At 36.5% G+C, this 23,526-nt stretch carries 21 protein-coding genes; 11 read left to right on the plus strand and 10 right to left on the minus strand.

Annotated features, from left to right (window positions below; genetic code table 11):
* The first annotated feature begins 16 nt into the window (after positions 1 to 16).
* From M902_RS01310 to M902_RS01345, 8 genes are all read left to right on the plus strand, one after another.
* Positions 17 to 727 carry a LysM peptidoglycan-binding domain-containing protein gene (locus M902_RS01310; protein WP_021266399.1) on the plus strand — a complete coding sequence of 237 codons (711 nt, stop codon included), beginning with the start codon at positions 17 to 19 and terminating at the stop codon, positions 725 to 727.
* On the plus strand, positions 678 to 1,469 hold the full coding sequence (locus M902_RS01315) for a hypothetical protein (RefSeq protein ID WP_021266271.1): 792 nt from the start codon (positions 678 to 680) through the stop codon (positions 1,467 to 1,469). The genes M902_RS01310 and M902_RS01315 overlap by 50 nt, the downstream gene beginning before the upstream one ends.
* A gap of 127 nt (positions 1,470 to 1,596) precedes the next feature.
* Positions 1,597 to 1,971, plus strand: a complete 375-nt coding sequence (locus M902_RS01320; RefSeq protein WP_040313711.1) for a hypothetical protein — start codon at positions 1,597 to 1,599, stop codon at positions 1,969 to 1,971.
* Positions 1,972 to 2,131: 160 nt separating this feature from the next.
* Entirely contained in the window at positions 2,132 to 2,521 is a 390-nt protein-coding gene (locus M902_RS01325) for a hypothetical protein (protein WP_021266085.1), read from the plus strand.
* A 76-nt stretch (positions 2,522 to 2,597) separates the two neighbouring features.
* Positions 2,598 to 3,290, plus strand: a complete 693-nt coding sequence (locus M902_RS01330) for a hypothetical protein (RefSeq protein WP_040313713.1) — start codon at positions 2,598 to 2,600, stop codon at positions 3,288 to 3,290.
* Between the two features lie 170 nt (positions 3,291 to 3,460).
* Positions 3,461 to 5,242, plus strand: coding sequence for a DEAD/DEAH box helicase (locus M902_RS01335; RefSeq protein ID WP_021265980.1), 1,782 nt, complete (start codon positions 3,461 to 3,463; stop codon positions 5,240 to 5,242).
* 4 nt (positions 5,243 to 5,246) lie between these two features.
* The gene (locus tag M902_RS01340) at positions 5,247 to 6,404 is read left to right on the plus strand and encodes an NAD(P)/FAD-dependent oxidoreductase (protein WP_021265912.1); all 1,158 of its coding nucleotides are present in this window, start codon (positions 5,247 to 5,249) and stop codon (positions 6,402 to 6,404) included.
* A 7-nt stretch (positions 6,405 to 6,411) separates the two neighbouring features.
* On the plus strand, positions 6,412 to 7,479 hold the full coding sequence (locus tag M902_RS01345; RefSeq protein ID WP_198011847.1) for a glycosyltransferase: 1,068 nt from the start codon (positions 6,412 to 6,414) through the stop codon (positions 7,477 to 7,479).
* On the opposite strand, the gene M902_RS01350 is transcribed toward M902_RS01345, so the two are convergent.
* Together M902_RS01350 and typA are read right to left on the minus strand one after the other, a co-directional pair.
* Positions 7,468 to 8,169, minus strand: a complete 702-nt coding sequence (locus M902_RS01350) for a response regulator transcription factor (protein ID WP_021265804.1) — start codon at positions 8,167 to 8,169, stop codon at positions 7,468 to 7,470. The genes M902_RS01345 and M902_RS01350 overlap by 12 nt on opposite strands.
* A 232-nt stretch (positions 8,170 to 8,401) precedes the next feature.
* Positions 8,402 to 10,243, minus strand: coding sequence for a translational GTPase TypA (gene typA, locus M902_RS01355; protein ID WP_021266531.1), 1,842 nt, complete (start codon positions 10,241 to 10,243; stop codon positions 8,402 to 8,404).
* Between the two features lie 64 nt (positions 10,244 to 10,307).
* Here typA and M902_RS01360 point away from each other — a divergent pair, with 64 nt between their 5' ends.
* Positions 10,308 to 12,044, plus strand: a complete 1,737-nt coding sequence (locus M902_RS01360; RefSeq protein WP_021266346.1) for an ABC-F family ATP-binding cassette domain-containing protein — start codon at positions 10,308 to 10,310, stop codon at positions 12,042 to 12,044.
* On the opposite strand, the gene M902_RS01365 is transcribed toward M902_RS01360, so the two are convergent.
* From M902_RS01365 to M902_RS01400, 8 genes are all read right to left on the minus strand, one after another.
* Positions 12,045 to 13,409 carry a hypothetical protein gene (locus M902_RS01365; RefSeq protein WP_021266461.1) on the minus strand — a complete coding sequence of 455 codons (1,365 nt, stop codon included), beginning with the start codon at positions 13,407 to 13,409 and terminating at the stop codon, positions 12,045 to 12,047. It lies immediately after the preceding gene.
* A 1-nt stretch (position 13,410) separates the two neighbouring features.
* Positions 13,411 to 14,496, minus strand: coding sequence for a hypothetical protein (locus M902_RS01370; RefSeq protein ID WP_021266222.1), 1,086 nt, complete (start codon positions 14,494 to 14,496; stop codon positions 13,411 to 13,413).
* Positions 14,497 to 14,590: 94 nt separating this feature from the next.
* Positions 14,591 to 15,076 (minus strand): hypothetical protein, encoded by a 486-nt coding sequence (locus M902_RS01375; RefSeq protein WP_156979686.1) that lies wholly within the window; start codon positions 15,074 to 15,076, stop codon positions 14,591 to 14,593.
* Between the two features lie 109 nt (positions 15,077 to 15,185).
* On the minus strand, positions 15,186 to 16,979 hold the full coding sequence (locus M902_RS01380) for a phosphatidylserine/phosphatidylglycerophosphate/cardiolipin synthase family protein (RefSeq protein ID WP_021265943.1): 1,794 nt from the start codon (positions 16,977 to 16,979) through the stop codon (positions 15,186 to 15,188).
* Between the two features lie 83 nt (positions 16,980 to 17,062).
* Positions 17,063 to 17,857 carry a 2-oxo acid dehydrogenase subunit E2 gene (locus M902_RS01385; RefSeq protein ID WP_040313716.1) on the minus strand — a complete coding sequence of 265 codons (795 nt, stop codon included), beginning with the start codon at positions 17,855 to 17,857 and terminating at the stop codon, positions 17,063 to 17,065.
* Positions 17,854 to 18,099 carry a DUF1653 domain-containing protein gene (locus M902_RS01390; RefSeq protein ID WP_021266041.1) on the minus strand — a complete coding sequence of 82 codons (246 nt, stop codon included), beginning with the start codon at positions 18,097 to 18,099 and terminating at the stop codon, positions 17,854 to 17,856. Before M902_RS01390 ends, M902_RS01385 begins: the two co-directional genes overlap by 4 nt.
* Entirely contained in the window at positions 18,099 to 18,635 is a 537-nt protein-coding gene (locus tag M902_RS01395; RefSeq protein WP_021265900.1) for a CopD family protein, read from the minus strand. Before M902_RS01395 ends, M902_RS01390 begins: the two co-directional genes overlap by 1 nt.
* Positions 18,635 to 20,218, minus strand: coding sequence for a phosphoenolpyruvate carboxykinase (ATP) (locus tag M902_RS01400; protein ID WP_040313719.1), 1,584 nt, complete (start codon positions 20,216 to 20,218; stop codon positions 18,635 to 18,637). Before M902_RS01400 ends, M902_RS01395 begins: the two co-directional genes overlap by 1 nt.
* Before the next feature lie 231 nt (positions 20,219 to 20,449).
* Here M902_RS01400 and alaS point away from each other — a divergent pair, with 231 nt between their 5' ends.
* Both alaS and M902_RS01410 read left to right on the plus strand, forming a co-directional pair.
* Entirely contained in the window at positions 20,450 to 23,020 is a 2,571-nt protein-coding gene (gene alaS / locus M902_RS01405) for an alanine--tRNA ligase (RefSeq protein WP_021266431.1), read from the plus strand.
* A gap of 136 nt (positions 23,021 to 23,156) precedes the next feature.
* Entirely contained in the window at positions 23,157 to 23,510 is a 354-nt protein-coding gene (locus M902_RS01410) for a hypothetical protein (RefSeq protein ID WP_021265917.1), read from the plus strand.
* The last annotated feature ends 16 nt before the right edge of the window (positions 23,511 to 23,526 follow it).

The following is a 23,526-nucleotide window of genomic DNA, read 5'->3' on the forward strand; positions in this document are numbered from 1 at the left end:
ATATATTGAGGTGTGTGTGAAAAAGTATAATTTTACTACAGTATTGTTTATCGCTCTTATTTTTCAATCTTGTTCATTTGATACTTATAGGCTTTATTCAGATGAAAACTCAGTTGTTGAAGGTGATACTCTCGTTCTAACTCAAGATGACCTTGTCTTCAATCTTGGAACTGATAGTGAGAAAAATGATCTCTTGCGTTCGGATACTATCTACGAAGATATCCCAAAAAGAAATATCATTGAAAAAGAAACCTCATTTAAAGATAATCGTGCACCAGCATCTGCAAGTATAGACTATGATTTATATGTTGTTCAAAAGTTTGATACGACCATGAAAATTGCTTTCTATCTCTACAAAGATATTCGTAGGTGGAAGGAGATTAGGGATCTAAATGGAACAGTCGATCTCCATGTTGGACAAACAATTAAGGTTCCAAGAATTCCTGAAAATATAAAATATATAAGACCTGAAGGAGAGCCATACTTAATTAAGAAGGATGATACTCTTGGGAAAATTTCTCAATATGTATATGAAGGCAATAGTCGATTCTGGATTAATATTTGGGATAATAACAAAGAGATTATTGATGATTATGATCTTATTTTTCCTGGTTTTACTTTATATTACAAAGACTTTGTTGCAGTTCAAAAGGAATATCGTACTGTAAGAAAAAAATATGACTTTTCAAATCCGAAAAGAAGAGAGATCAGTTCTGAAAAAAAATAGAACTAATTATTTAATTTTATTTTCTTTGATCGTTGTTGGAATTGTCATTGCTTCAACTTTTTTGAATCCTCCTAAAGATAAAATTGTAACTCCTAAATTAGAAATCAAGAAAACTACTGAAGTTATAAAAGAGGTTGAGGATATTAAGAAAGACGATATTCAACAGATTGTGATTGAAAGGGGACAACCTAAAAATAAAAAGGAAATGATTATTGAATCTTTTAGTTGGACGTCTCTTAAACAACGATCTCCATCTGGTAAATATATTGTCGAAGTTCTCAACAGCAAAGGTGAAGCCATAAATAGAGAGAAAGTTGATCAAAGTATATTTTTCTTCAAGGAAAATCAAACTGGCCATTATAAATTAAAAGTCTCTCATTTTGAAAATAATCAACTCGTTTCTTTTGGTGAAATAAACTTCATTCTTACACCTCCTAAAAATAGTAAGCCGATTCAATTAAATAAGTATGTGATGAAATATAATTCAAAAGGTAAGTGTTACCGAGTCGATCTTCCGGATTATAAGACCGCAATGAAATACTATGTTGAAATTTATCGCGATAAGAAGATGAAGCGAATTGTTAGGGAGATCTGGTCTGATAAGTCAGAGTTTTGTTGGCATAGCTCTCGCGATGGGCGCTATTACTTTCGCTATAAGTATATTGATTACTGGGGAGGACGTTCTCTATTTTCCGGTTCATCAGAAGTTATTTTTCCCATATCTCCAATGACAAATTTCTAAGGGTATTAATGCTCGGTTAATATTTTCTTAAACTCTCTCAATTTGTATGAACTTGGTTTGTCGACCTAGTTAGAATGTTGATAGGTTTTCTCATAAGAAAATGTAAATTCTATTGAGAGGAGGGTTTATGCCTAAAATGTTAAAGGGATTATTGTCTATACTTGTGCTTATTGTGGGACTTAACTCGTTTGCAAGTGATCAAACGACTGAACCGTTGCCCGTGCCGCTAAGTACAGCTTGTATGGTACAAGGAAATTTTGGTGATAACTTACCTGTTAGAATAAAAATGAGTCGTGTTTTTCATGAATGGGCCAGAAAGCGTATTATTGATAATACAACTGTAGAGGAGTGTTATGAGATCGCTGGTGACATTGCCAATCTTGATATTGGAATAAAAGATGTAAAAACTGGTGAGACCTTAAAGACTGTCTCTGCGAAGCTTTGGTTTAAGAATTTTGAAACTTCTGAATTCATTGAAGACGAAGTATTTCGCGATCTATAAAAGAATTTCAGCTATTTGGGGCCTTTTGAAATTGCAAGGGCCTCAATAATTTCTTGTGCATCATTTGTACAGTACTTGTAATGCTTTCATGATTAGATACAGTATTATTTGTTGATGATAATCTGATTTTAGTTCAGTTTTTAAATTAAAGGAAATAATCATGAAGATATTATCAATCGCATTCTTAACTCTATTGATATCAGTTAATTCATTTGCTGGTGAATTTGATCTAGAGCTAGAAAAGAAGTTAATTACAATCAAAGAGGAAGTTTATCATCAAGAGCATGATAGCACATCCCTCGATATTTCAATTATAAAGAGGCAAAAGGCCCTTGATAGTCTTCTCTTAAAAAGACAAATTTTAGCAGAAGAAACGGCATTACAACATGTTATAAGAAGCTTAGAGGATCGTCTTGCCCATAATGAATACTCTGCTGATGAAGAAGATCGTATTCTCGATGCGATGATTACATTACTAGAAGTTAGCGCGGAAGAGGGTGAAGATGCAGTTGATCGATTCTTCAACGATCATAAAGATAATAGAGAATAATATAGTTTTATTTGGCCACTTTTATTTTGGTCCTATTGTCTTTGCCCAACTTTTCAAATGGTGGTAAATAAATGGCATGAAGACACTTATTTTAGTAATTACTGCAATCTCATCATATGCATTTAATATTAAAAATTTTGAAATAGACTACCGTGAAAAATCAAAGGAATATGATGTTTCAATGCTTTCTGGAAAAAAGAAGGGAATTCGTTTCTATCAGGGGACAATAAGCGATACGATTGCTCAGCCTGTTGATAAGGTTTTAAAGACTGTGCTTGCTTTTGATAAACGTTGTAATAATAAATACAAGGATAAGCGTACACTTTCTGCCAAAACTTTCACATGTCCATACTCAAGTGATTCTCTTATTGAATCAGTAATAATCAAAGATCTTAAAGTTAAAAAACTGGATAAGAATGAAATCAAGCGTTTTGTTGTTAAGCGCAGGTCGTATAATCGCGGTCTTTATACATATAATGACCTTATTCGTGTCTATCGTTATATGGACGGATTCAAAATCACGATGGAGATGATGAATGATAAACAGTCGAAGTCCTATATCTCATTTCCTCTTAGTAATAACAGTGTGATGCAGACTTCTGGTGGGGTTTACTATATTATGCCGTCCGCTAGTGGTAAAACTCGTTATACGTACACATTTACTTGCAGTACAGACCATTGGTTGCTTAATAAATCGATAACGGTCTCAACATTTTTCAGTAATATGGCCAAAAATTTAAGATCTGAGCTTAATACAATTAATAATTGAACAATTGTATTATTTCCACGGCCCTTGAAACACAGCGTCTAGCATGTTAGAGTCCCAGAAATTATGAAAATACGCCTATTAAAAATGACGGTCACTTAGTCATTATCCCGCTCTTGTCGAGTAAAAAAATCCGTGGCCAGCATTCTAGGCTTGCGTTTAAGGAGTCAAAATTGAATTTTAACGAAATTCCACTTAAGGAATCGCTGCTTCGTGCACTCGAAGATAGAGGGTTCGCAACAGCTACAGATATCCAGTCTAATGCTATTCCATTACTAATTGAAAAAGATACTGACTTTGTTGGTCAGGCCCAAACTGGTACAGGTAAGACTGCGGCTTTCTCTCTTCCACTACTTCATCGTATTGATGGAAATGAGAAAAATATCCAAGCAATAATACTTTCTCCAACGAGAGAGCTTGCCAACCAAATCAATGAAGAAATTAAAAAGTTTTCAACATTTGAATCAGTTAAAACGATGTCAGTTTATGGTGGTACACCAATTGACAATCAAATTAGAAATCTTAAAAAGATTAAACCACAAATTGTTGTAGGTACGCCAGGACGTGTTCTTGACCTTATCGATCGTGGAGTACTTAAGCTTGAAAATGTTAAGTACGCAGTTCTTGATGAAGCAGATGAAATGCTTGATATGGGATTCCTTGATGATGTTAAGGATATTCTTGCTCAAGCTGAAAATAAGAAGACGTGGATGTTCTCTGCAACGATGCCACCAGCAATTCTTGATCTAATCAAAAACTACCTAGATAACCCTGAGATCGTAAGAGTCCAAAAGAAGACTCTTTCAAATGATAATATCACTCAGAAGTTCTACCTAGTACGTGACCAAAACATGAGAGAAGCGGTTTGCCGACTTCTTGATGCTGTTGAAGATTACTACGGGATTATCTTTACAAAGACAAAGCTTGAAGCAAGCTCTCTTTGTGATGAATTAAACCTTAGAGGTTATCTTGCAGATTCTCTTCACGGAGATATGGATCAGAAGCACCGTGATGTAACAATGAAGAAATTCAAGAATAAGAAAGTTAAACTTCTTGTTTGTACAGACGTTGCTGCACGTGGGATTGATGTTGATCACTTAACTCACGTTTTCAACTATGGCCTTCCACAAGATCTTGAGTCTTATGTACACCGTATTGGTCGTACAGGGCGTGCAGGTCAAAAAGGTCTAGCTCTTTCAGTTGTTTCACCAAGTGAAATTAGAAAGATCTCTGCTCTTGAAAGACTAACAAAAGCGAAAATCGAAAGAGAAAGAATTCCAACTGTCGATACTCTTAAAGGTGCAATGGTTCGTCGTAAGCTTAATCACTTTGATGAAATCTTTGAAGAACTTGAAGGTGATGATAACCTTGATGAAAGCTTCAATATTTTCGCTGAAAACTTTGATCATTTAGAAAAAGAACAAGTTCTAAGAGCTATGTACATGTCACTATTTTCTGATAATTTAAAGCGTTTTGAAATGAATCCAATCATTGATATGGAGCCAAGACAAAGAGGTGAGAGAGGAGCTCGTGGTGAAGTTCGAGCTGACAACCGTGGAAATATCCGTTGTTTCGTAAACTACGGACGTGATGACGGTGCTCAAATTAAGTCTTTCTTAGATGCAATTGCAGGAGAGCTTAATATTGACCAGAGGAAGATCCGTAACGTTCAGTTAAAAGATAAATTCTCTTTCATTGATATTCCTATCGAAAGTGGAAAACTACTTATTAACGGTGAAGAGCAAGTATTTATCGGTAATAAAAAGCTAAGATTTGAAGCGACAAAAGAGCGCTCACGTGATGGTGGACGCGATGGTAGTCGTGGTGGACGTTTTGGCCGTGGTGGTGATCGCGGTGGACGCGGTGGTGATCGTGGCGGTCGTGGTGGCTTTGGTAACCGTCGTAACTCAGGACGTTCAAACGGTAATAGAGGAAACTCTCGCAACTCATTCTAATTAAATGAAAAAATATGATGTCATAATCATTGGTGCTGGTGCCGCAGGTTTATTCTGCGGCATTCATGCTGCCAAGAGAGGAAGAAGTGTTCTCATTCTTGAAGGCTCCAAGGGCCCAGGAAAGAAGATTCTTGTCTCTGGTGGAGGCCGTTGTAATTTCACTAATCTTGATATCACTCCAAATTTCTATGTTTCAAGTAATCCACATTTTTGTAAATCGGCCTTAAGCCAATACACTAATTGGGACTTCATTTCTTTTATTTCTGAACATAATCTAACGTATACAGAAAAGACTCTAGGGCAGCTCTTTTGTGATCAGAAGTCTCGTGGGATTCTAGAGGCTCTACAAAAATCTATTCCAAGCAACTGTGAGTTAAGAGTAAATAGTCGTGTAGTCAATGTTGAACACGAAGATGATTATATAATTTCTTTAAGTGATGGGATAACCTTCAAAAGTGAAACACTTGTTATTGCAACGGGGGGCCTTTCTTTTCCTGGCCTTGGTGCAACGGATATCGGTTATCGTGTGGCCAAGAAGTTTGGTCATAAACTAATCGAGACGACGCCAGCACTTGTTCCGTTCACGCTGGACAAGGTTAATGCAAATTTAGCAGGAATTGCAATTGAATCGGAAGTAAAAGTAGGTAATAAGAAATTTCTTGAAAATATCCTATGGACTCACAAGGGACTAAGTGGCCCATCAATTCTAAAAGCGTCTTTGTATTGGAATAAGAAAGATGAAGTGAAAATTAATTTTCTGCCTAAATCTGATCTTTATGGAATCTTAAAAGAGCATAAGAAAAAGAATTTAGTGAATGCTCTAAAGGGACATCTCCCAACTCGCTTTGTAGAGCTTTGGCTTGCTCAGCACGAGCTTCCTTTAAATAGAAATTGTGCGGAATTGTCAGGAGCAGAGAAAGAAAAGCTTATCGAAGTTATACACCATTGGACATTTGTACCTAGTGGTACTGAAGGTTATCGAAAGGCAGAAGTTACTAGAGGTGGCGTCGATACAAATCAAGTAAGTTCTAAATCAATGGAGAGCCGATTGCAAAAGAATCTTTACTTTGTTGGTGAAGTACTTGACGTTACAGGACTACTTGGAGGATATAACTTCCAATGGGCCTGGTCCTCTGGCTATGTAGCTGCAAAATATGTATAATTTCTCTATGAGAAATATCAAAAAAGAAAAAGCAGTCGTATTTACTGGTGGTGGAAGTGGCGGACACGTTGTTCCTGCCCTTACTTTAATTGAAAAATTAAAGGAGAAGGGAGTAAGGATTTACTATATCGGCTCATATACTGGAATTGAGTCAAAACTAACTGAAGGTAAAGTTAACCGCTATATTGCTGTTTCGACGGGGAAACTTAGAAGATATTTAGACTGGCAAAATGTGACAGATGTTTTTCGCCTAGTTATTGGATTAATCCAATGTTTTTATTATCTCGCCCATATTCGAATGAGAGCAAATACGATTGTATCAATGGGAGGCTTCGTAAGTGTTCCTACTGTAATTGCAGGAAAACTTCTAGGTTATAAAATTATTGTTCATGAGCAGACTTCTCGCGTGGGGCTCGCAAATAAGATTGCTTCACTTTTTGCTCATCGTGTATTTGTAAGTTTTAGAGATTCATTAAAGTACTTTCCTGAAAAAGTTGTTCGCTACTCTGGTTACCCTGTACGAGATGAGTTTAAAACAACTCAGTTAAAAACTCGTACCTTCAAAGGTATTGAATTAAAAGATTCTGAGGCTCCTTTGTTCTTTGTCACTGGTGGAGGAAATGGTTCAAAGCTTTTAAATGATAAAATTAAAGCGAATTTAGATTCGCTAACGAAGCAATTCGTTGTAATTCATCAAGTAGGAAGCCAGTATATAGATGAGTATAAAACTTTAGAAAGTAGTCGTTACTATCCAGTTGCTTTTCTTGGCGATGAAATGCCTGATTTAATGAAGGCCGCAAAGTATATTATTTCTCGCTCTGGCGCAGGGACGGTAGCAGAGCTAATTGCGATTGGTAAACCGAGTCTTTATATTCCACTGAAAATAGCCCAAAAAAATGAACAGTATCACAATGCGATGGAAGCAAACCGTCTTTTGGGATCGGTTGTTATTACTGAAGATGAATTTGGAAGCTGTGATTTACTTCAAGAAATTAAAAAAATCCCATCACATGCTACCCCTCAAGATAGGGAGCATGCGAGTGAGATTATATTGAAAGAAATTCTACAGTCTTAGTAGGACACCACGAGACTTAATCGTCTTGATGTAGTTTGAGAAAGGTTTAATCTTTCTTCTTAGGTTCGATAGGTGAGTATCAATATTTTGTGAGTTCACATCACTGTCGGCCCATACAACTTGAGAGATATGATCTCTTGAAAAGATTTTGTTAGGGTTTGAGGCCAATAACGTGATGATCTTATACTCAGTAGTCGTAAGCTTAATCTCTTTACCTTCTAGAGTAACATTTTGTTGATCAAGATTGATTGAAAAATTATGATCTTCAAAATTAATCTCGTTCTTCTTTTTACGGCGGTGCTTACTTTTCTTAGCTTCAACTTTGTTTTTAATACGAGCAACTAGTTCATTGATGGTAACTGGCTTAACAATAAAGTCTTGTGCACCAATCTGTAGTCCTTTTACACAAGCTTCCTCAGAAGGATCTCCCGTTAAGAAGATAACGGGTGTGCGAGGAGCTAACTCTCTGGCCTTGCTGAATAATTCGAAACCATTCACTTCAGGCATGTGAAGATCGAGTACCATAATGTCTGTTTTATTGGTGTTTAAGAAACTTAGTAACTCCAGTGGATTTTGAATTAATTCTAGATCAAAATCATCCTCAAGAAGATCTTGGTAGTTTTCTAAGTTATCGCTGTCGTCGTCAACGATTGTTACGTGTGGCTTTTGCGCCTTTAAAGATTTTGACATGATTCAACTTCTCATTCTTTAGTTTTGAACTATAACATATTGATTTTAAAGGTTGGTTTATATAATCGTCAATAAGATAAATATATGCTCGTCGCGTCTTTTGGGAATAATTTATAGAATTTCTTTAATTATAGGTACTTAAGGGGCTGTAATTTTGATAAAAAAAGCCCCTAGTTTATCTCTAGGGGCCTATATTTATAGCTTAAAATAAATTTAATACCGATATATTTGCCTAATCTTTGCTCTTTTTCTCTTTTCTAACTACAGAACGTTTATTAGCAGCAAGCTCCTTCTTTCGGATTCGGATATTTTGTGGAGTAACTTCAACCCATTCGTCATTATCAATCCAGTCTAGTGCCCACTCAAGAGTTCTCGGTCTAACTGGAGGAAGAATGATGTTTTCATCTTTACCAGCTGTTCTTACTGATGTTAGTTGCTTCCCACGACAAACATTTACGTTCGCGTCGTTTTCTTTTTTACTTTCACCAACGACCATTCCTTCATAAACCATATCACCTGGCTCTACAAAGAATTCACCATTATTAAGAAGGTTAAATAGAGCATAACCTGTAACTTTACCTGTTCTATCTGAGATGATTGCTCCGTTTTGACGAGCAAGCATGTCACCAGCATATGGACGGTAACCTAGAAATTCCGTTGAAAGGATTCCTTCACCACGAGTGTCTGTCATGAAAGCACCACGGTATCCAATTAGACCACGTGATGGAATTTCAAACTCAACTCTTGTACGTCCTTCACCAATTGGCATCATTGAAGACATGATCCCTTTTCTAATTGAAAGCTTCTCAGTTACAACACCTGTGAAGTCTTCAGGAACATCAAGAACTGCTAGTTCGTATGGTTCATGCTTTTGACCATCTATATCTTGGAAAAGAACTTCAGGTCTTGAAACCATAAGCTCAAACCCTTTACGTCTTAGCTCTTCGAATACAATAGCAATTTGAAGTTCACCACGTCCTTTAAGCTTATATACTTTAGCATCGTCAGTTCCTTCGTATTGAAGGGCAACGTTTAAACGACAAGCATCTTGTAAGAATTCTTCTAACTTTCTAGAAGTTAGGTATTCTCCTTCTTGTCCACTCATTGGAGATGTTGAAACGGAAACGTTTACAGCAACGGTTGGTGGCTCAACTTCAATTCTCTCTAGAGGATTTTGAGCTGTTGTTGGAGTGATTGTATCTCCAATATGAACTTCTTCAATACCTGCACAGATTACGATCTCACCAGCATGGGCCTCATTAACCTCAACTGTTTGTAGACCAGAGTAAGTTTGAATATTTGAAACTTTAAAGTTTTTCGTTTTACCATCACCGATACAAGTAAATTGTTGGTTTTTAACAATTGTACCTTTGTGGATACGACCTACAAACTGTTGTCCTAGGAATTTAGAGTATGTAAGATTCGATACTAGAAGTTGTAGTGGAGACTCAACATCTCGTTCTGGTTCAGGGAAATAGTCAGACACCATAAAGTCTAGAACAGGAATCATATCTTCTCTAACTACACCTGGCTCCATTGCTGCCCAACCATTTTTAGCTGAAGCGTAGATGAAAGGGATATCAATGTCGAAGTCTTCAACTTCAAGTTCAGTAGCAATTTCAAGAAGTAGGTCTTCACATTCACCTTTAACTTCGTCAATTCTTTGGTCTGGACGGTCAACCTTGTTGATAATAACGGCAACCTTAAGTCCTCGTGAAAGTGCTTTTCTAAGTACAAAACGAGTTTGTGGAAGAGGCCCTTCTGAAGCGTCTACTAGAAGTAGGACACCATCAACCATCATTAGTGATCTTTCTACTTCTCCACCAAAGTCCGCGTGGCCTGGAGTATCAAGTAGGTTAATCTTTGTGTCTTTGTAAAAGAAAGAACAGTTCTTAGCTGTAATTGTAATCCCGCGTTCTTTTTCGATCTCGCCAGAGTCCATTACTCTCTCTTCAACTTCAGCGCGTTCGTCAAAAGTGTTTGATTGCTTTAGGATTTCATCAACCATGGTTGTTTTACCGTGGTCAACGTGCGCAACTACTGCGATGTTTTTTAATTTCTCGAATTGACTCATTGTGCCCCTTTCTTGTCTGTCTTATCTGCTTTCTATTAATGAATTTATTTGCTACACAATATATATGATTCAGCTTGTAAATGTAACTAAATCTTTTGGTGGCCGAACGCTTTTTGAAGAAGTGACCTTCTCCCTCAATACGGGTGAAAGAATAGGCCTAGTCGGACGTAACGGAACTGGTAAATCGACTTTGTTTAAGGTTATTACTGGTGCTGAGTCCTATGATAGTGGTGAGGTGAAGATACCAAAATCTTATAAAATCGGTACTTTAGATCAGCATATCCACTTTGCACATGAGACAGTATTGGCCGAATGTATGTCGGCATTAGGTCCAGAGTTTGAATATGAAACTTATCGAGCTGAAAAACTCTTAACTGGACTAGGCTTTTCTGATGAAGATTTCCTCAAGAGTCCCCAAAGTTTCTCTGGTGGCTATCAGATTCGAATTAATTTAGTTAAAACTCTTTTAACTGAGCCAGATTGCCTATTATTAGATGAGCCAACAAATTATCTTGATATTGTTTCACTTCAGTGGCTTCGTTCATTTTTAAGAACATTCCAAGGTGAAGTGATTATTATTACTCACGACCGCTCTTTTATGGATTCGGTGACAACGCATACAATGGGTGTTCATCGTGGAAAGCTTAGAAAAATAAAGGGGCCGACCAAGAAGTACTACGAGCAGCTTGAACAAGATGAGATAATTTATGAACAAACTCGTGTGAATCAAGAAAAGAAAATAAAGCATATGATGGATTACGTGGATAAGTACCGCGTAAGTGCTAGGGGAGCATCGCAAGCTCAGTCGCGTCTTAAGGCGATTGAAAAAATGCAAGATATGAAGCAGCTTGAAAAAATTGCTGACTTAGACTTCTCGTTTAATCATACTTCTTGTCCAGGAAAACAGATTATGAAAGTTCGTGACCTAAGCTTTGGCTATGATCATGAAGACTTATTTTCAGGCGTTAGCTTTGAAGTCGACCGCGAAGATCGAATTGGGATTATTGGAAAAAATGGAAAGGGGAAGTCGACTCTTCTCAATGTTCTCTCCCATGAACTTAAGCAAAGGACTGGAGAGATTTGGGAACACCCAAGTCTTGCTCTTGGTCACTTCGGCCAGACAAATGTAAAACGCCTGCACGCTGAAAATACAATTGCTCAAGAGATTCAAGAAGTTAATACAGAACTTCCTATTACAAGAGTAAAGGCCATTGCTGGGACCATGCTCTTTACTGGTGAAGATTCTGATAAGAGAATCTCTGTGCTGTCAGGTGGTGAGAAAGCAAGAGTTATGCTTGGAAAGATTTTAGCAAAAAAAACAAACTTACTTTTCTTGGATGAGCCGACAAACCACTTGGATATGGAAAGCATCGAGTCTCTTGGTGAGGCCATAAATGATTATGAAGGGGCATGTCTTATTGTTACCCACAATGAAGATCTTCTAAGATCTTGTGTTAATAAGCTTGTGATCTTTAGAAGAGATGGCGCTGAGTTTTTTGAAGGTACTTATGACGAGTTCCTTGAAAAGATTGGTTGGGAAGAAGATGTTAAACCATTAAAAGAAAAGTCTGTGCCTGTAAAGGTGGAACCAGCTAAGGAAGAAGAGCCTAAAGTATCTGGAAATAAATACAAAGAAGAAGAGGTTATGGCCCAGATCGAAACTTTGGAAAAATATCAAGCAGTTCTTGAAGAAAAAATTCAGAATGCATCAGCTGCCGGTGACACCGATGCAATAACTAGCGCAGGCCATGAGCTTGAACTAGTTAATGCAAAAATCGATGAATTATTAGAGCTATTATAATTACTGTTCTTGTACAGAGGTTGAATTTGATGAATCAGGAGTACCTGTTCGAATGGCCTTATCTGCTTTGGCATTCGCACATTGAGTGGCATCGTTTTCATCACAAGGGCAGTAGGCCAGAAGTTTTGATTTGATATCAAATTTCTTCTGCTTCTCAGAGTGTGCTTCACAAATTAGCTTCTTTAGACATACTCCTTTATTTGAGCAATTAGCGTTCTTTCCTTCAAATAACTTTTCATTCGAATCAAAGTTGCAATTATAATAGATTAAGTCATCTGGGAGAAGTTCTTCTTCTTGTTCAATTTCAACTTGCTCAGGAACAAATTTCTCTTCGTCTCCACCATCTGCTTCACGTGGAATTGACTCCGGAATTGCCTCCGGTTCTTTCTCTTCTACTTGTGGAGGTGTCGGTTCTTCAGCTGATTCTTGAACAACTTGGGCCTCTGGTATTTCAGGCTTTTCAAAAATTGTTGCAAGTCTCTCTTTTAGAGCGTTACAGCTAAAGGCCTTCTTAGGTGTACTCTTTGATTCACAAAAACAATTTACATTATCAATGATCTTTTCAAATGTTTCTTTATTATTATTGTAGCGTTCTTTTAAAGATTCTTTAAAGTTAGGAACTTTTGCAGAAGCCTCAAGACATTGCGCTGTTGCATGAGCATAAGAGGGTGAGACTTTTATACAAATACCAGCTTCACTATTTCTCTTTGAATTTCTTGTTGCAACAAACTGTATCGGGTCTAGACTTGAGTCGTAAGCTCCGAAGATTTTTGGATTACAACGAAAAAGGTTTTTTCCACCACAGCTATAGTTATTTGTATAAACTTCAGAATCGACACTCTTAACCTTATCAAGCCCCGAAACCTTCCAAGGTGCTTGGCAATAACTACCTTTTCTTGTAGATGCCCAACCTCCAAAGTAACACATATTATTGCAATCCTGTCCTTCTGCACAGGCAGTTGGGATTAGGATATCCATAACAAAGTTAAATGAATACTTACCACCATTTGTACTTTCAACTTTATAAAGTCCATTACGTGATACTTCGGCAAGAGTTTTCAGGTAAGCTTCGATAATATCAGAAGTATATTCACTTTGTGGAAGCATCGTTAAAGCTTTCTGATAAATATAATTATCTGAAACTGCAACATCTGTTGTTGAAATAGGGTAGGTTACTTGAACCCCTATTTTGGGGTTCTTCAAAAATGGTTTAACCTTGATGTACTTCTTTGACTTCGTTTGAATTAAGTAGTGTTCTTTCGTAACATTAATTAATTTTCCCGTATTGTATACAGTGGGAACCGTAAATGCGTATGTATTAAAAATTGAAGTAATTGAAAATAGAACAGAAATTAAAAGCTTCATTTTATACCTCCGTTCCTAGTTCAATAACACTACACTTGTTCTCAATGGTTGAATTGAGAATTGTTTTTACGTGACATGGATTTTCGTCAACAGTCTCCTCATCATTGAACTCACAAGTAATTTGGTAAGTTTGATTTTTGCACTTATATGTTTGAGCACACACTCGAGACTTTGAGTTATCATCGATACATTGCTTTGGATCTTCTTTTGAGAAAGATATCAATTCAAAATTTGCAAAATCAATTTGTTCACTTTGATTTGTACAGATCTCATCACGACACTTTCCGTATAGCTTCGCTGTCGGCGTGAAGCCATCTTTAGGGTCGTACTTATAACTTTGATCGATTGGATAACAATTACTTCGTCCAACTTTTTCAAGCTCTTCTTTAGAGAGCTGTAATCTCTTTGGTCGACAATTACTCTCTTTTGCTAAGATATTCTTTGTTCTCTCGTAACAGAAATAATACCTTCTTTCAATTTCTGGAATTTGTTCCTCAACTGGTTTGGGCCTAGTAGCAGAAGTCGTTTTCACATCAAGGGCACTACGATCCTTTGGGTTTAGTTGGGCCACCTTTACAATATTGTGAGCACTTTCATTTTGAATACAACGAATAGTCATCTCTCCATTTGTGACGATTCTAAGAGTCGTTTGTGAATTATCATAACAATAATTACTTTCTTTATTCACTTCCTCTTCTTTGACCTCATGGTAGAGCTTTCTTACTTCTTCTCTATCGCGATATACATCGAGTTTTGCACGAATACTATTAAGAGAATCACGGGTACTTGTCGATGTATCCCCTTTTGTAATCTTATCTATTAAGGCCCTTTCTTCTTGTAGAAGAGGTTCTGCTCTTTCCATAATTAATTCTGTGAGCTTTGCTTTTAAATGTGCTGTAAATGCAGTTTTGTAGGCATCTGACTCTAGAATATTAATCTTAGAACCGTGAACACTTGCTTCATAGTACTCATGACCTTCAATGATTTGATCCACGACCTTATCGTCATTTGCAAGCAAGTGAGTTGAGAAGAGTAGTGGAGCTATAAATCCACATAGTTTTAAAACTTTTTTCTTTGAATAAGTCATTATGATAATTCCCTTTCTCTCATTACTTTGTTCTTATCGGAATGATGAGGGAATACTTGAGCAAATATGTACTTTCTTATAAGTATATAAAATCTTATTGATTCTTAGACTTAGAATTACTTCCCTTGTGATTTTTGTGTTCATTATGATTGTTAATTTTTTGATTAGATTGTGATTGATTAATAACATGATCACGTGACTCTAAAGTCACTTTTGTTGCGCTAAACCAAGGGTCCTCAATCTTTATCTGATCTTCGTTACCATCAAGTATTGTGATAACAGGAACGATATCGTAAGAATTTTTCTTTTTTTGTTTTACCGAAATTCTTAGTGATTGTGGGCCCTTGCCCTTTTTAGCACTTGATTCTCCAAGTTCTATAATAAACTTACTTTCTTCTCTATGAGTCTTATACTTTTTAAATGGACAGCCGCCAAGCTTATAAGCAGTAATGACATTAGCTGCACATCCGTCGCTGATGTAGTACATAAGATCGTATTCAACGATGATTCGGTCAGGTGAGTCGGCATCAATAGTAATCTCTTTCTTAGGAAAGAAGCTTTTACTTAGCTTAATCTTCATCTCTGAAGCTTGAAGGGTTAGAGATAAAAATATAACTATTGAAAATTTGAAGACAATAAACAGCCTCATAGTACCACCTTAGAATAGTTTCTACCTTTCTTATCGGAAATTATTCTAATTTATTAAATTTTAGTGGGACTGAATTTGCCATATCCCTAATAAAGACTTCATCTAGTTCTTTATTAAGTTCTTTGTCTAGGCAGAGAAGGGTGTTTTCGTATGAGTGATCGGTTGCATTGTGTTGAAAATTATAGCTACCAATACTTGCTAAAATTCTATCAAAATAAAAAACCTTAGAGTGAAGAAAGCTTATATGTAGCCAGACACGTGTATTATTAAAGGCGGAGTAGTCGTTAATTAAATTCTCAAAGTGTGCTTCACCAAAGTAGTCATTCCATTTCTTTATACTTTTAAGTCTTTTCTTAATCTTCTTGATAAGGGCCTTGTCACTAATCTTTTTGTTTAAAATAAGCTTCTTAATTTCTTCATTATTTATATCAATAATCTCATTACCAGTCATGTCTGTGCCTGTTGTGATGAAATCAAGAGAGACACCTCTTTCTTGAAGGTCTTTTATTTTGTTGTGTAATTTATTGAATACTTTAAAAGTATCAAATTTTTCAATTAAAGGTGCATCTTTAAGAACTGACTTGTAATATGTGTCAGAACGAATTGGGTCCATAATTCCTAAGTATTTATCGATGTTGTTAAGGGCCAAAAGATATGCATCTCCAATATTAGTTTGATGTTCATACGGTGATTGTTGTATAAAGCGACAAACGCCCTTCATTCGAGTTTCTTTATTTTTTAAAACTTCGTGGTAATGATCTTGACCTCTTAAATTGTTGTCTTTCTCCCATTTTAACCTTGCTTTATAATAGTTAAGCTCACTACTTAGGTCTGCTCGATTTACAAGAAAAATTTTCTTTCTAAAATATTGCCAATCTTTTAAGAAGCCGATGGCAATGTCTGTAACAATTGGGCCTTCGATGAGAACATCGATATCTTTATTTTTAAAATCAGTATCTTGCGATAAGTTATCTGCATTTAACTGATTTTGACCGCCTATAATTGCAATCTTTCCGTCGACGACAAGTTTTTTATGGTGGTAAACAGTACGTCCATTATGATTCCAAAAATCATTAGCTCTGATAATTTGTACACCATTCTTTTTAAGTTTATTTGGACATTCATTATGGCCTAACGCCTTAGACATCATCTTGTCATCCATGACATAGACTTTTACATCTCTGTGGTGTGCTTTTATTAGTTCATTAATAAGTGTTTTTACTGATGAATCACACACAAAACTAAGTGAAGACATAAGTATTTCTGATTTGGCATTTTGTATCAAATCTATTTTCTTCTTATAAGAATGACTATTTTCTAGAACTTTAATTTTATTTCCAAAACTTAATTGAGACTTGGATACTTCATCCATTCTATTTTGAAAGTCTATTGTGAAGTATGGATGTACTAAATTATTATAATCAATTTTATTATAGTCTTTTGAGAACAAAGAGAGATTGTTAAGCTTTTTTCTAATTGGTGAATGGTTCAAAAAGCCCCACTCCTTAAGTGGGTATTCGTCAACCAGATGGTGTCTCATTTCATTAGAAAAGTTGAATTGAGAGTAGTAGTTGATCTTTGCCTCATTAAAAGTCGTACCACTATACTCATTAATATAAGCTTTATAATTTGTTTGGTAGTCATCTTGTAATAGGTGCCAATCTAGCTCAAACCATTTTGTATTTTCGAGTCTTCCATATTCATCTTTTTTATAGCTGTATGTTGCTCTGTTCTCGCTTGAGTGATCAATAATGTAATCACGATCTATAAATGGGATCTGAAGCGCAAGGGCGTTAGTGGCCATAATGAATATGAGAATAAATTTTTCATACATACTTAGATACTATGGCCAATTAAGGAAAATATATTGAATTTTGAAAGATCTACTAACCTGTTTAAAAAGAAAACAACTGTAATTTAAAGTAGTTGTGGATTTTCAGTGTACTTCTTTATTGCTGCAATGATCTTGCTTGCATAAACTCCATCAATAATTCGATGATCGAGAGTTGCTCCAACTGTTAAAGTAGGTCTTGCAACTATTTCACCATTTTCAACGATGGCCTCTTCCTTGACTTTAAATAGGCTTAAAACAATTGGAACATGAGAGATTGTTGGTATTGGTGCAAAGGCAAATTCAGCTCCAAAGTTTCCTACACTAGTAATCATACATGAGCCAAATGGATCGCGTTTAACACTAAAAAGCCCTGTATAGAAATTGAATCGATACATTGCAATATCAAGTAGCATAAGAGCTGGCCTTGCAAGAAAGTTAGGAATAAGTGCAACAATTTTTTTTACTTTCTTAAACGACTTGTCCTTATCATCTCTTATATTCTTTGCACTATTCATGAGTTCTTTTTTTATTTCAAAAACACTCTTTTTATCGGCATCTCTAATAACTGTGCCAGAAAGGTCACGGCCGCTATGATCCACCGAGACTTGTAAGAAGATATCGACGCTTTCTCTTTGATAAAGATGCGCTCCTCTTATCATACGGTTTATCTGCGGGTTTTCGTGAAAAACTTGCGCAATAATCTTTGTGAATAGGTGAGTAGGTGTAATCCCTTTCTCTTTTGTATATTCTTGAAAATTTGTTGCATCAAATTTTAAGAGTCCATATGTCGAGGGATCAACAGGCATTTTCCATGTATTCATGGACACTTTACGCCACGATGAAAGATGCTTTACCTTTTTAAGTTTAATATGTCTCATAAGCGAGAGTTGGCCTTTTGGTCTCCAATATACTTAAAGCGAGGTGTTTCGACACCATCGATTAGAACTGATTCCAGAAACATCTCAAGAGGACGTACCCACAGCTTACCAAGATCGTTTTCATAAAGGCACTCGTAGTAAACTAATTCTTCTAAAGTTTCAGAGTGGCGTACGATATCGTGAACGATATAATTCATGCCTTTATAATGCTGGTATAGTCCACCTTTAACGATCTTATTCATTAGTCTTTTCTCACTTTTCGATAAAATTTTATTGCGGCCATAAGAATAACTCCTAAAGCAATTATTCCACCAACTCCGTAAAGAATACCTTCTAAGCTTTTAATCACTGCAAGAAAAACAATGGCAAAAAGAAAGAGAGTGGCTACTTCATTCCACACTCGTAAGAACTTTGCAGAGTGAGGAAATGTGTTGTTTTGAAGTGCCTTAAATATCTTATGACACTTAAATTGATATACTAATAATAGAAGAACTAAAGTTAACTTAAGGTGAAGCCAGTAGTGACCTTTCATTGGCCAATAAGTTGTATAAACTAACGAGGCCCCAAAGAGAACTGTGGCAATACAAGCAGGCCAGGTAATTCCATACCAAAGCCTGCGAGACATAATTTTAAATTGAGCACTTAATATAGATCGTTCACTATTACTCTTATCTTGGGCCTCCGTATGGTAAATAAAGAGACGGACAATATAGAAAAGTCCAGCAAACCAACAAACGATACTAATTAAATGTAATGCTTTTAAATACTCGTAACTCATTACTTTCCAAATGTTGGAGCACCAGCGATATTTTCTTCGTAGAAATTACCGAATGATCTCATTTGCTTGTGGAAGCTTATAGCTAATTCTTGTGCCTTAGCTGTGTAAGCACCTTGATCTTCCCATGATTTTTTTGGATTTAAAATTGTGCTTGGAATTTCTCCTACAATTTTAGGAATATTCAGACCAAAGACTGGATCTTTTTCAGTTTCTACATTTTGTAGATTATTTGCCTGAATATTGCGAATGATTTGTCTTGTTATATTAAGAGGGAAGCGCTGACCTGTTCCATATGCACCACCGGTCCAACCAGTGTTTACCATCCAAACATTAAACCCTAGCTTGTCGATATACTCACCAAGAAGTTTTGCGTATTCGCTCGGGTGGCGAAGCATGAAAGGTGCTCCGAAGCATGAAGAGAAAGTTGCTGTTGGCTCTTTAACTCCTATTTCTGTTCCAGCAAGTTTCGCTGTATAACCTAGAACAAAGTAGAACATTGCTTGTTCTTTTGTCAGTTTCGCTACTGGTGGAAGAACTCCAAAGGCATCTGCGGATAAGAAGAAAACATGTTTTGGAATATCTCCACGTGATGTCTTTTCTAGCTCAGAAATAAACTCTAGAGGGTAGGATGCACGACCATTTTCAGATAAGGACTTGTCGTAGAAATCAACTCGGCCCGTACTCTCATCAAGAACAACATTTTCTAGAAGTGCTCCAAAACGATTTGATGCTTCATAGATTTCAGGTTCACCTTCTTTGGAAAGTTTATATGTTTTAGCGTAACATCCACCTTCAAAATTGAAAGTTCCTGCTTCACTAATGCCATGCTCATCGTCACCAATTAGAAATGTTCCAGTATCTGTTGATAGAGTTGTTTTACCAGTTCCTGATAGACCAAAGAAGATTGAAACTTCTCCATTATCTAGGCGAGATGCTCCTGAGTGAGTTGGCATAATATTGGACTCTGGTAAAAGATAGTTCATTGCTGCAAACATACTCTTCTTGATTTCACCAGCGTAAAGTGTTCCTGCAATGATTGTAATCTTAGACTTTAGACAAGTAACGACAGCTGTCTCTGATCTTAGATCAAAGTCTGCGGGGTTAAGAAGAAGCTCTGGTGCATGCAGAATTGTGAAATCATTTTCGTTAAAGTCCCTTACTTTCTCTCGAAATAAGTGAGTTGAGAAAAGTGCGTGATTTGGATTTGTTGTAACAAGCCTTGCTCCAAGGTTGTGTACTTCATCTGCTCCTACACTTCTTTCTGTAATGAAGAGATCACGGTCTTTATTTAGATAATTAGTGACATGTGACTTTAGCTTAGCAAAAGTTTCTGGCGTCATTGCTTTAAAGTTATTATCCCACCATATTGTATTTTCTGTTGTCTCATCACGAACGATATAACGGTCATTGGCGCTACGCCCTGTATGTTTTCCTGTCTCAACAACTAGGGCCCCATCTTTCGTTAATTTTCCGATGCCACGAGCTACCGTTTCTTGAATTAAAAAGCTTCTTGCGGAGTTTACAAATATCTTATTATTTGGTCGCTCCATATTAATTCCCATGTCTGTATAAAATTGCGTCATACATCATCTCCGGTTCGATTTTTACAGTCCATAATTATTCTTGTTCTTAGTTCTTTTATGCCTCTAAATATATGCTTTAAAAACTGTATTGATAACCATTTTTATTCTAATTCAGTTCATATTTTTTAACGCTAGAAGTAGTCGGAACAGCGATTTTATAGTATATTTTGGGGACTTATACACAATAGATATGATGCACTTAGTTGTGCTTTGAATTATAAGGAAGAAAATATGCAGCCATTATCATCTCGTGAGATCAGAGAGAGATTCCTAGATTACTTTGAAAAGATGGATCACTTAAAAATTAGTGCATCTTCAATCGTTCCTCAAAATGATCCGACACTACTTTTTATTAACTCTGGGATGGCCCCATTAAAAAATTATTTTCTTGGAAAGGAGACACCTCCGTCTCCAAGGCTAGCAAATTACCAACCTTGTATTCGCACTAAAGATATTGATGATGTTGGTGATCGTCACCACTTAACAATTTTTGAAATGCTAGGTTCTTGGTCAATTGGTGACTATTACAAAGAAAGGGCCTGTAAGCTTGCTTATGATCTTCTTGTTCACGAGTTAAATTTTGATCCAAAAAGACTATATTTTACAGTTTACGGTGGAAATGAAGATTTAGGGATCAAACCAGATACTGAGTCAATTGAAGCATGGAAGAAGTGTGGAGTTCCAGAGGACCACATTGTTGTACTAGGCGAAGATAACTTTTGGGGACCAGCTGGAGACCATGGACCATGTGGGCCATGTACTGAAGTATTCTATGATACTGGAGCAGAGTATGGGCCGGAATACAAACCAGGTGGACACTTTGATGATGTAAGTCGCTACATTGAAATCTGGAATGCCGGTGTATTTATGGAGCTTAATAAGAAGAAGGATGCAACATTTGAGCCTCTGCCTCTTAAATCTGTAGATACTGGATCTGGTCTTGAAAGACTTGCAATGGTGATGAATGGCTGTGACTCTGTATATGAAACAGATCTTCTGGAACCTTTAATGAAGCTTTCAAAAGAACTTCTTGGAAAAAATACTGATGTTCAAACAGAACGAATGATTTCTGATCATATGCGTGCAAGTATTATGATTCTTGCTGAAGGTGTAATGCCTGGAAATGAGGGGCAGGGGTATATTCCACGTCGTCTTATTCGAAAGTGTGTTGCTGCATGTATCTCAAGAGGCGTTAAGCCAAACTTTAAAAATCATATTCAAAAAACAATTGAAATGCTTGGAGATTTTTACCCTCAACTCAAGTCTGCTCGTGAAGCAATTATCTACAATATGGAACAAGAAATTAATGAATTTGTTCCAATTGTTGAAAATGGACTTAAAAAAATTGAAGAAGAATTATCAACAAACTCAAAATCAAAAGAGTTATTTCCAGGGCATGTTGCTTTTGAACTTGTAACAACTCATGGACTTCCTTTAGAAGTAATTAAAGCTGAGCTTGCTTCAAAGAATATTGAATTTGCTGAAATCGAATATAACGAGTGCTATGAAGCTCACAGAAAAGCTTCTCGTGTAATCTCTCGTAAAAGTTCTGTAGGAGCTGACCAAGAAAGAATTGAACTAGAATTTATAGAAGTTGCTGATACTAAATTTACAGGTTACGACTCACTAGAAACAGATAGTGAAATTCTAAAGATATACCGTACAGAAGATGAAGTTTATTTTGCAACAATGGAAACACCATTTTATGGAGAGTCAGGTGGGCAGGCCGGAGATATTGGAATGGCCAGAACTTCAACTGGTGAAATTCAGATTATCGATACGATGAAAGTGAAGAATACACATGTTCATATCGCTAAGATTATTTCTGGAGAAATTGAGACAGGTGAAAAAATTGAATTAATCGTTGATGGTGAAAATAGAAAAGCGTCGATGAGAAATCACTCGGCAACACACTTACTACATGCAGCTCTTCACGAAGTTATTGGTAAGCATGCAATTCAAAAAGGCTCTATGGTTACTGCTGAGCGCTTACGTTTTGACTTCCAAAACCCACAGGCTGTTTCTGCGGCCGAGCTGGCCAAGGTTGAAGCACTTGTTAACAAGTGGATAATGCAAAACGACTCACGTACAACAAAGCTTTGTTCTTATGAAGAAGCAATTGATAGCGGAGCAATGGCATTATTTGGTGAAAAATATGATAGTGATGTTCGTGTTATCGCTTTTGGGAAAGACAGTGTTGAGCTTTGTGGAGGAACTCACGTTGGTCGCACTGGAGATATTGGATTATTCGTTATTACATCTGAGACTTCTGTTGCAAAAGGGATTCGTCGTATCGAGGCCGTAACAGGAACTGCTGCTGTGAGAGTTATGCAAGAAAGATCGGCCCTTTTAAATGCTGCTGCAAAAGAGTTGAGTACTAAACCTTCAGATGTACCAGCTCGTATTAAAGATCTTCGCTCAGAGATGAAAAAGAAGATTAAAGAAGCGAGTGAGAAGGCCGCAAGGAATGGCACAACTAATTTCACAAAAGAAGTTAAGCGTGATTACGAAGGCTTTAAAATGTTAGCTGCGACACTTGAAGCAGATGCTAAGGCCGTAAAAGAACTAGGTGATAATTTAATTAATAAGGGCGAGGTACAAATTGTGTGTCTTCTTTCCAAAGACGATAAAGGAATGAAATCATTTGTATGGTCTAACTCAGACGTTAAGGCCGGTGACTTCCTAAAAAAGATCCTGGAGCCAGTATCAGGCCGTGGTGGTGGACGTCCTAACTTTGCTCAAGGTGGAGCTCCTGATGAAAATGCAGGAGTCCAAGTGCTTGAATTTATTGAGAAAATGTAATTCTGTTCAAAATAGACACGGGTTCAAAGAACCTGTGTCTAATTTCCTAACATCCCTATACTTAATTTCAATCCATAGTCGTTAGCAAGACATTCTGGTGTATAAAGAATCTGTCTTAAATTTATGGAGTGTAGACGTGATTAAAACTATATTACCAACAGATGCTCTTTCTCGTGAGCTTCGTCGCTTAACAATGCAACTTGAACTTATTGAAAATCATCTAGATGCTGCTGAGATAGAAGAGAAAAGAGAAATTGTTGAAAAATCCATTATTCTTAAGATGAGTGATATGACCTCATCAAATATTAACTACCTTGGCAAGCTTAAGGGAGTTAGAAAAACTAGCCTAAAGAAACGTTTCGTTCAGGCCGAAATTAACTTACTAAGTAAGGGAATTGGCCGTTTTCCACAAAAAAATGAATTACGCTTAAAAGTGATCAAAGATCGTTTTGATGGTGTTGTTCATCGATTCAATAAAATTTCTGCATAACCTGTTCATAATTAAG

It is taken from the genome of Bacteriovorax sp. BAL6_X (assembly GCF_000443995.1).
Lineage (GTDB): Bacteria > Bdellovibrionota > Bacteriovoracia > Bacteriovoracales > Bacteriovoracaceae > Halobacteriovorax_A.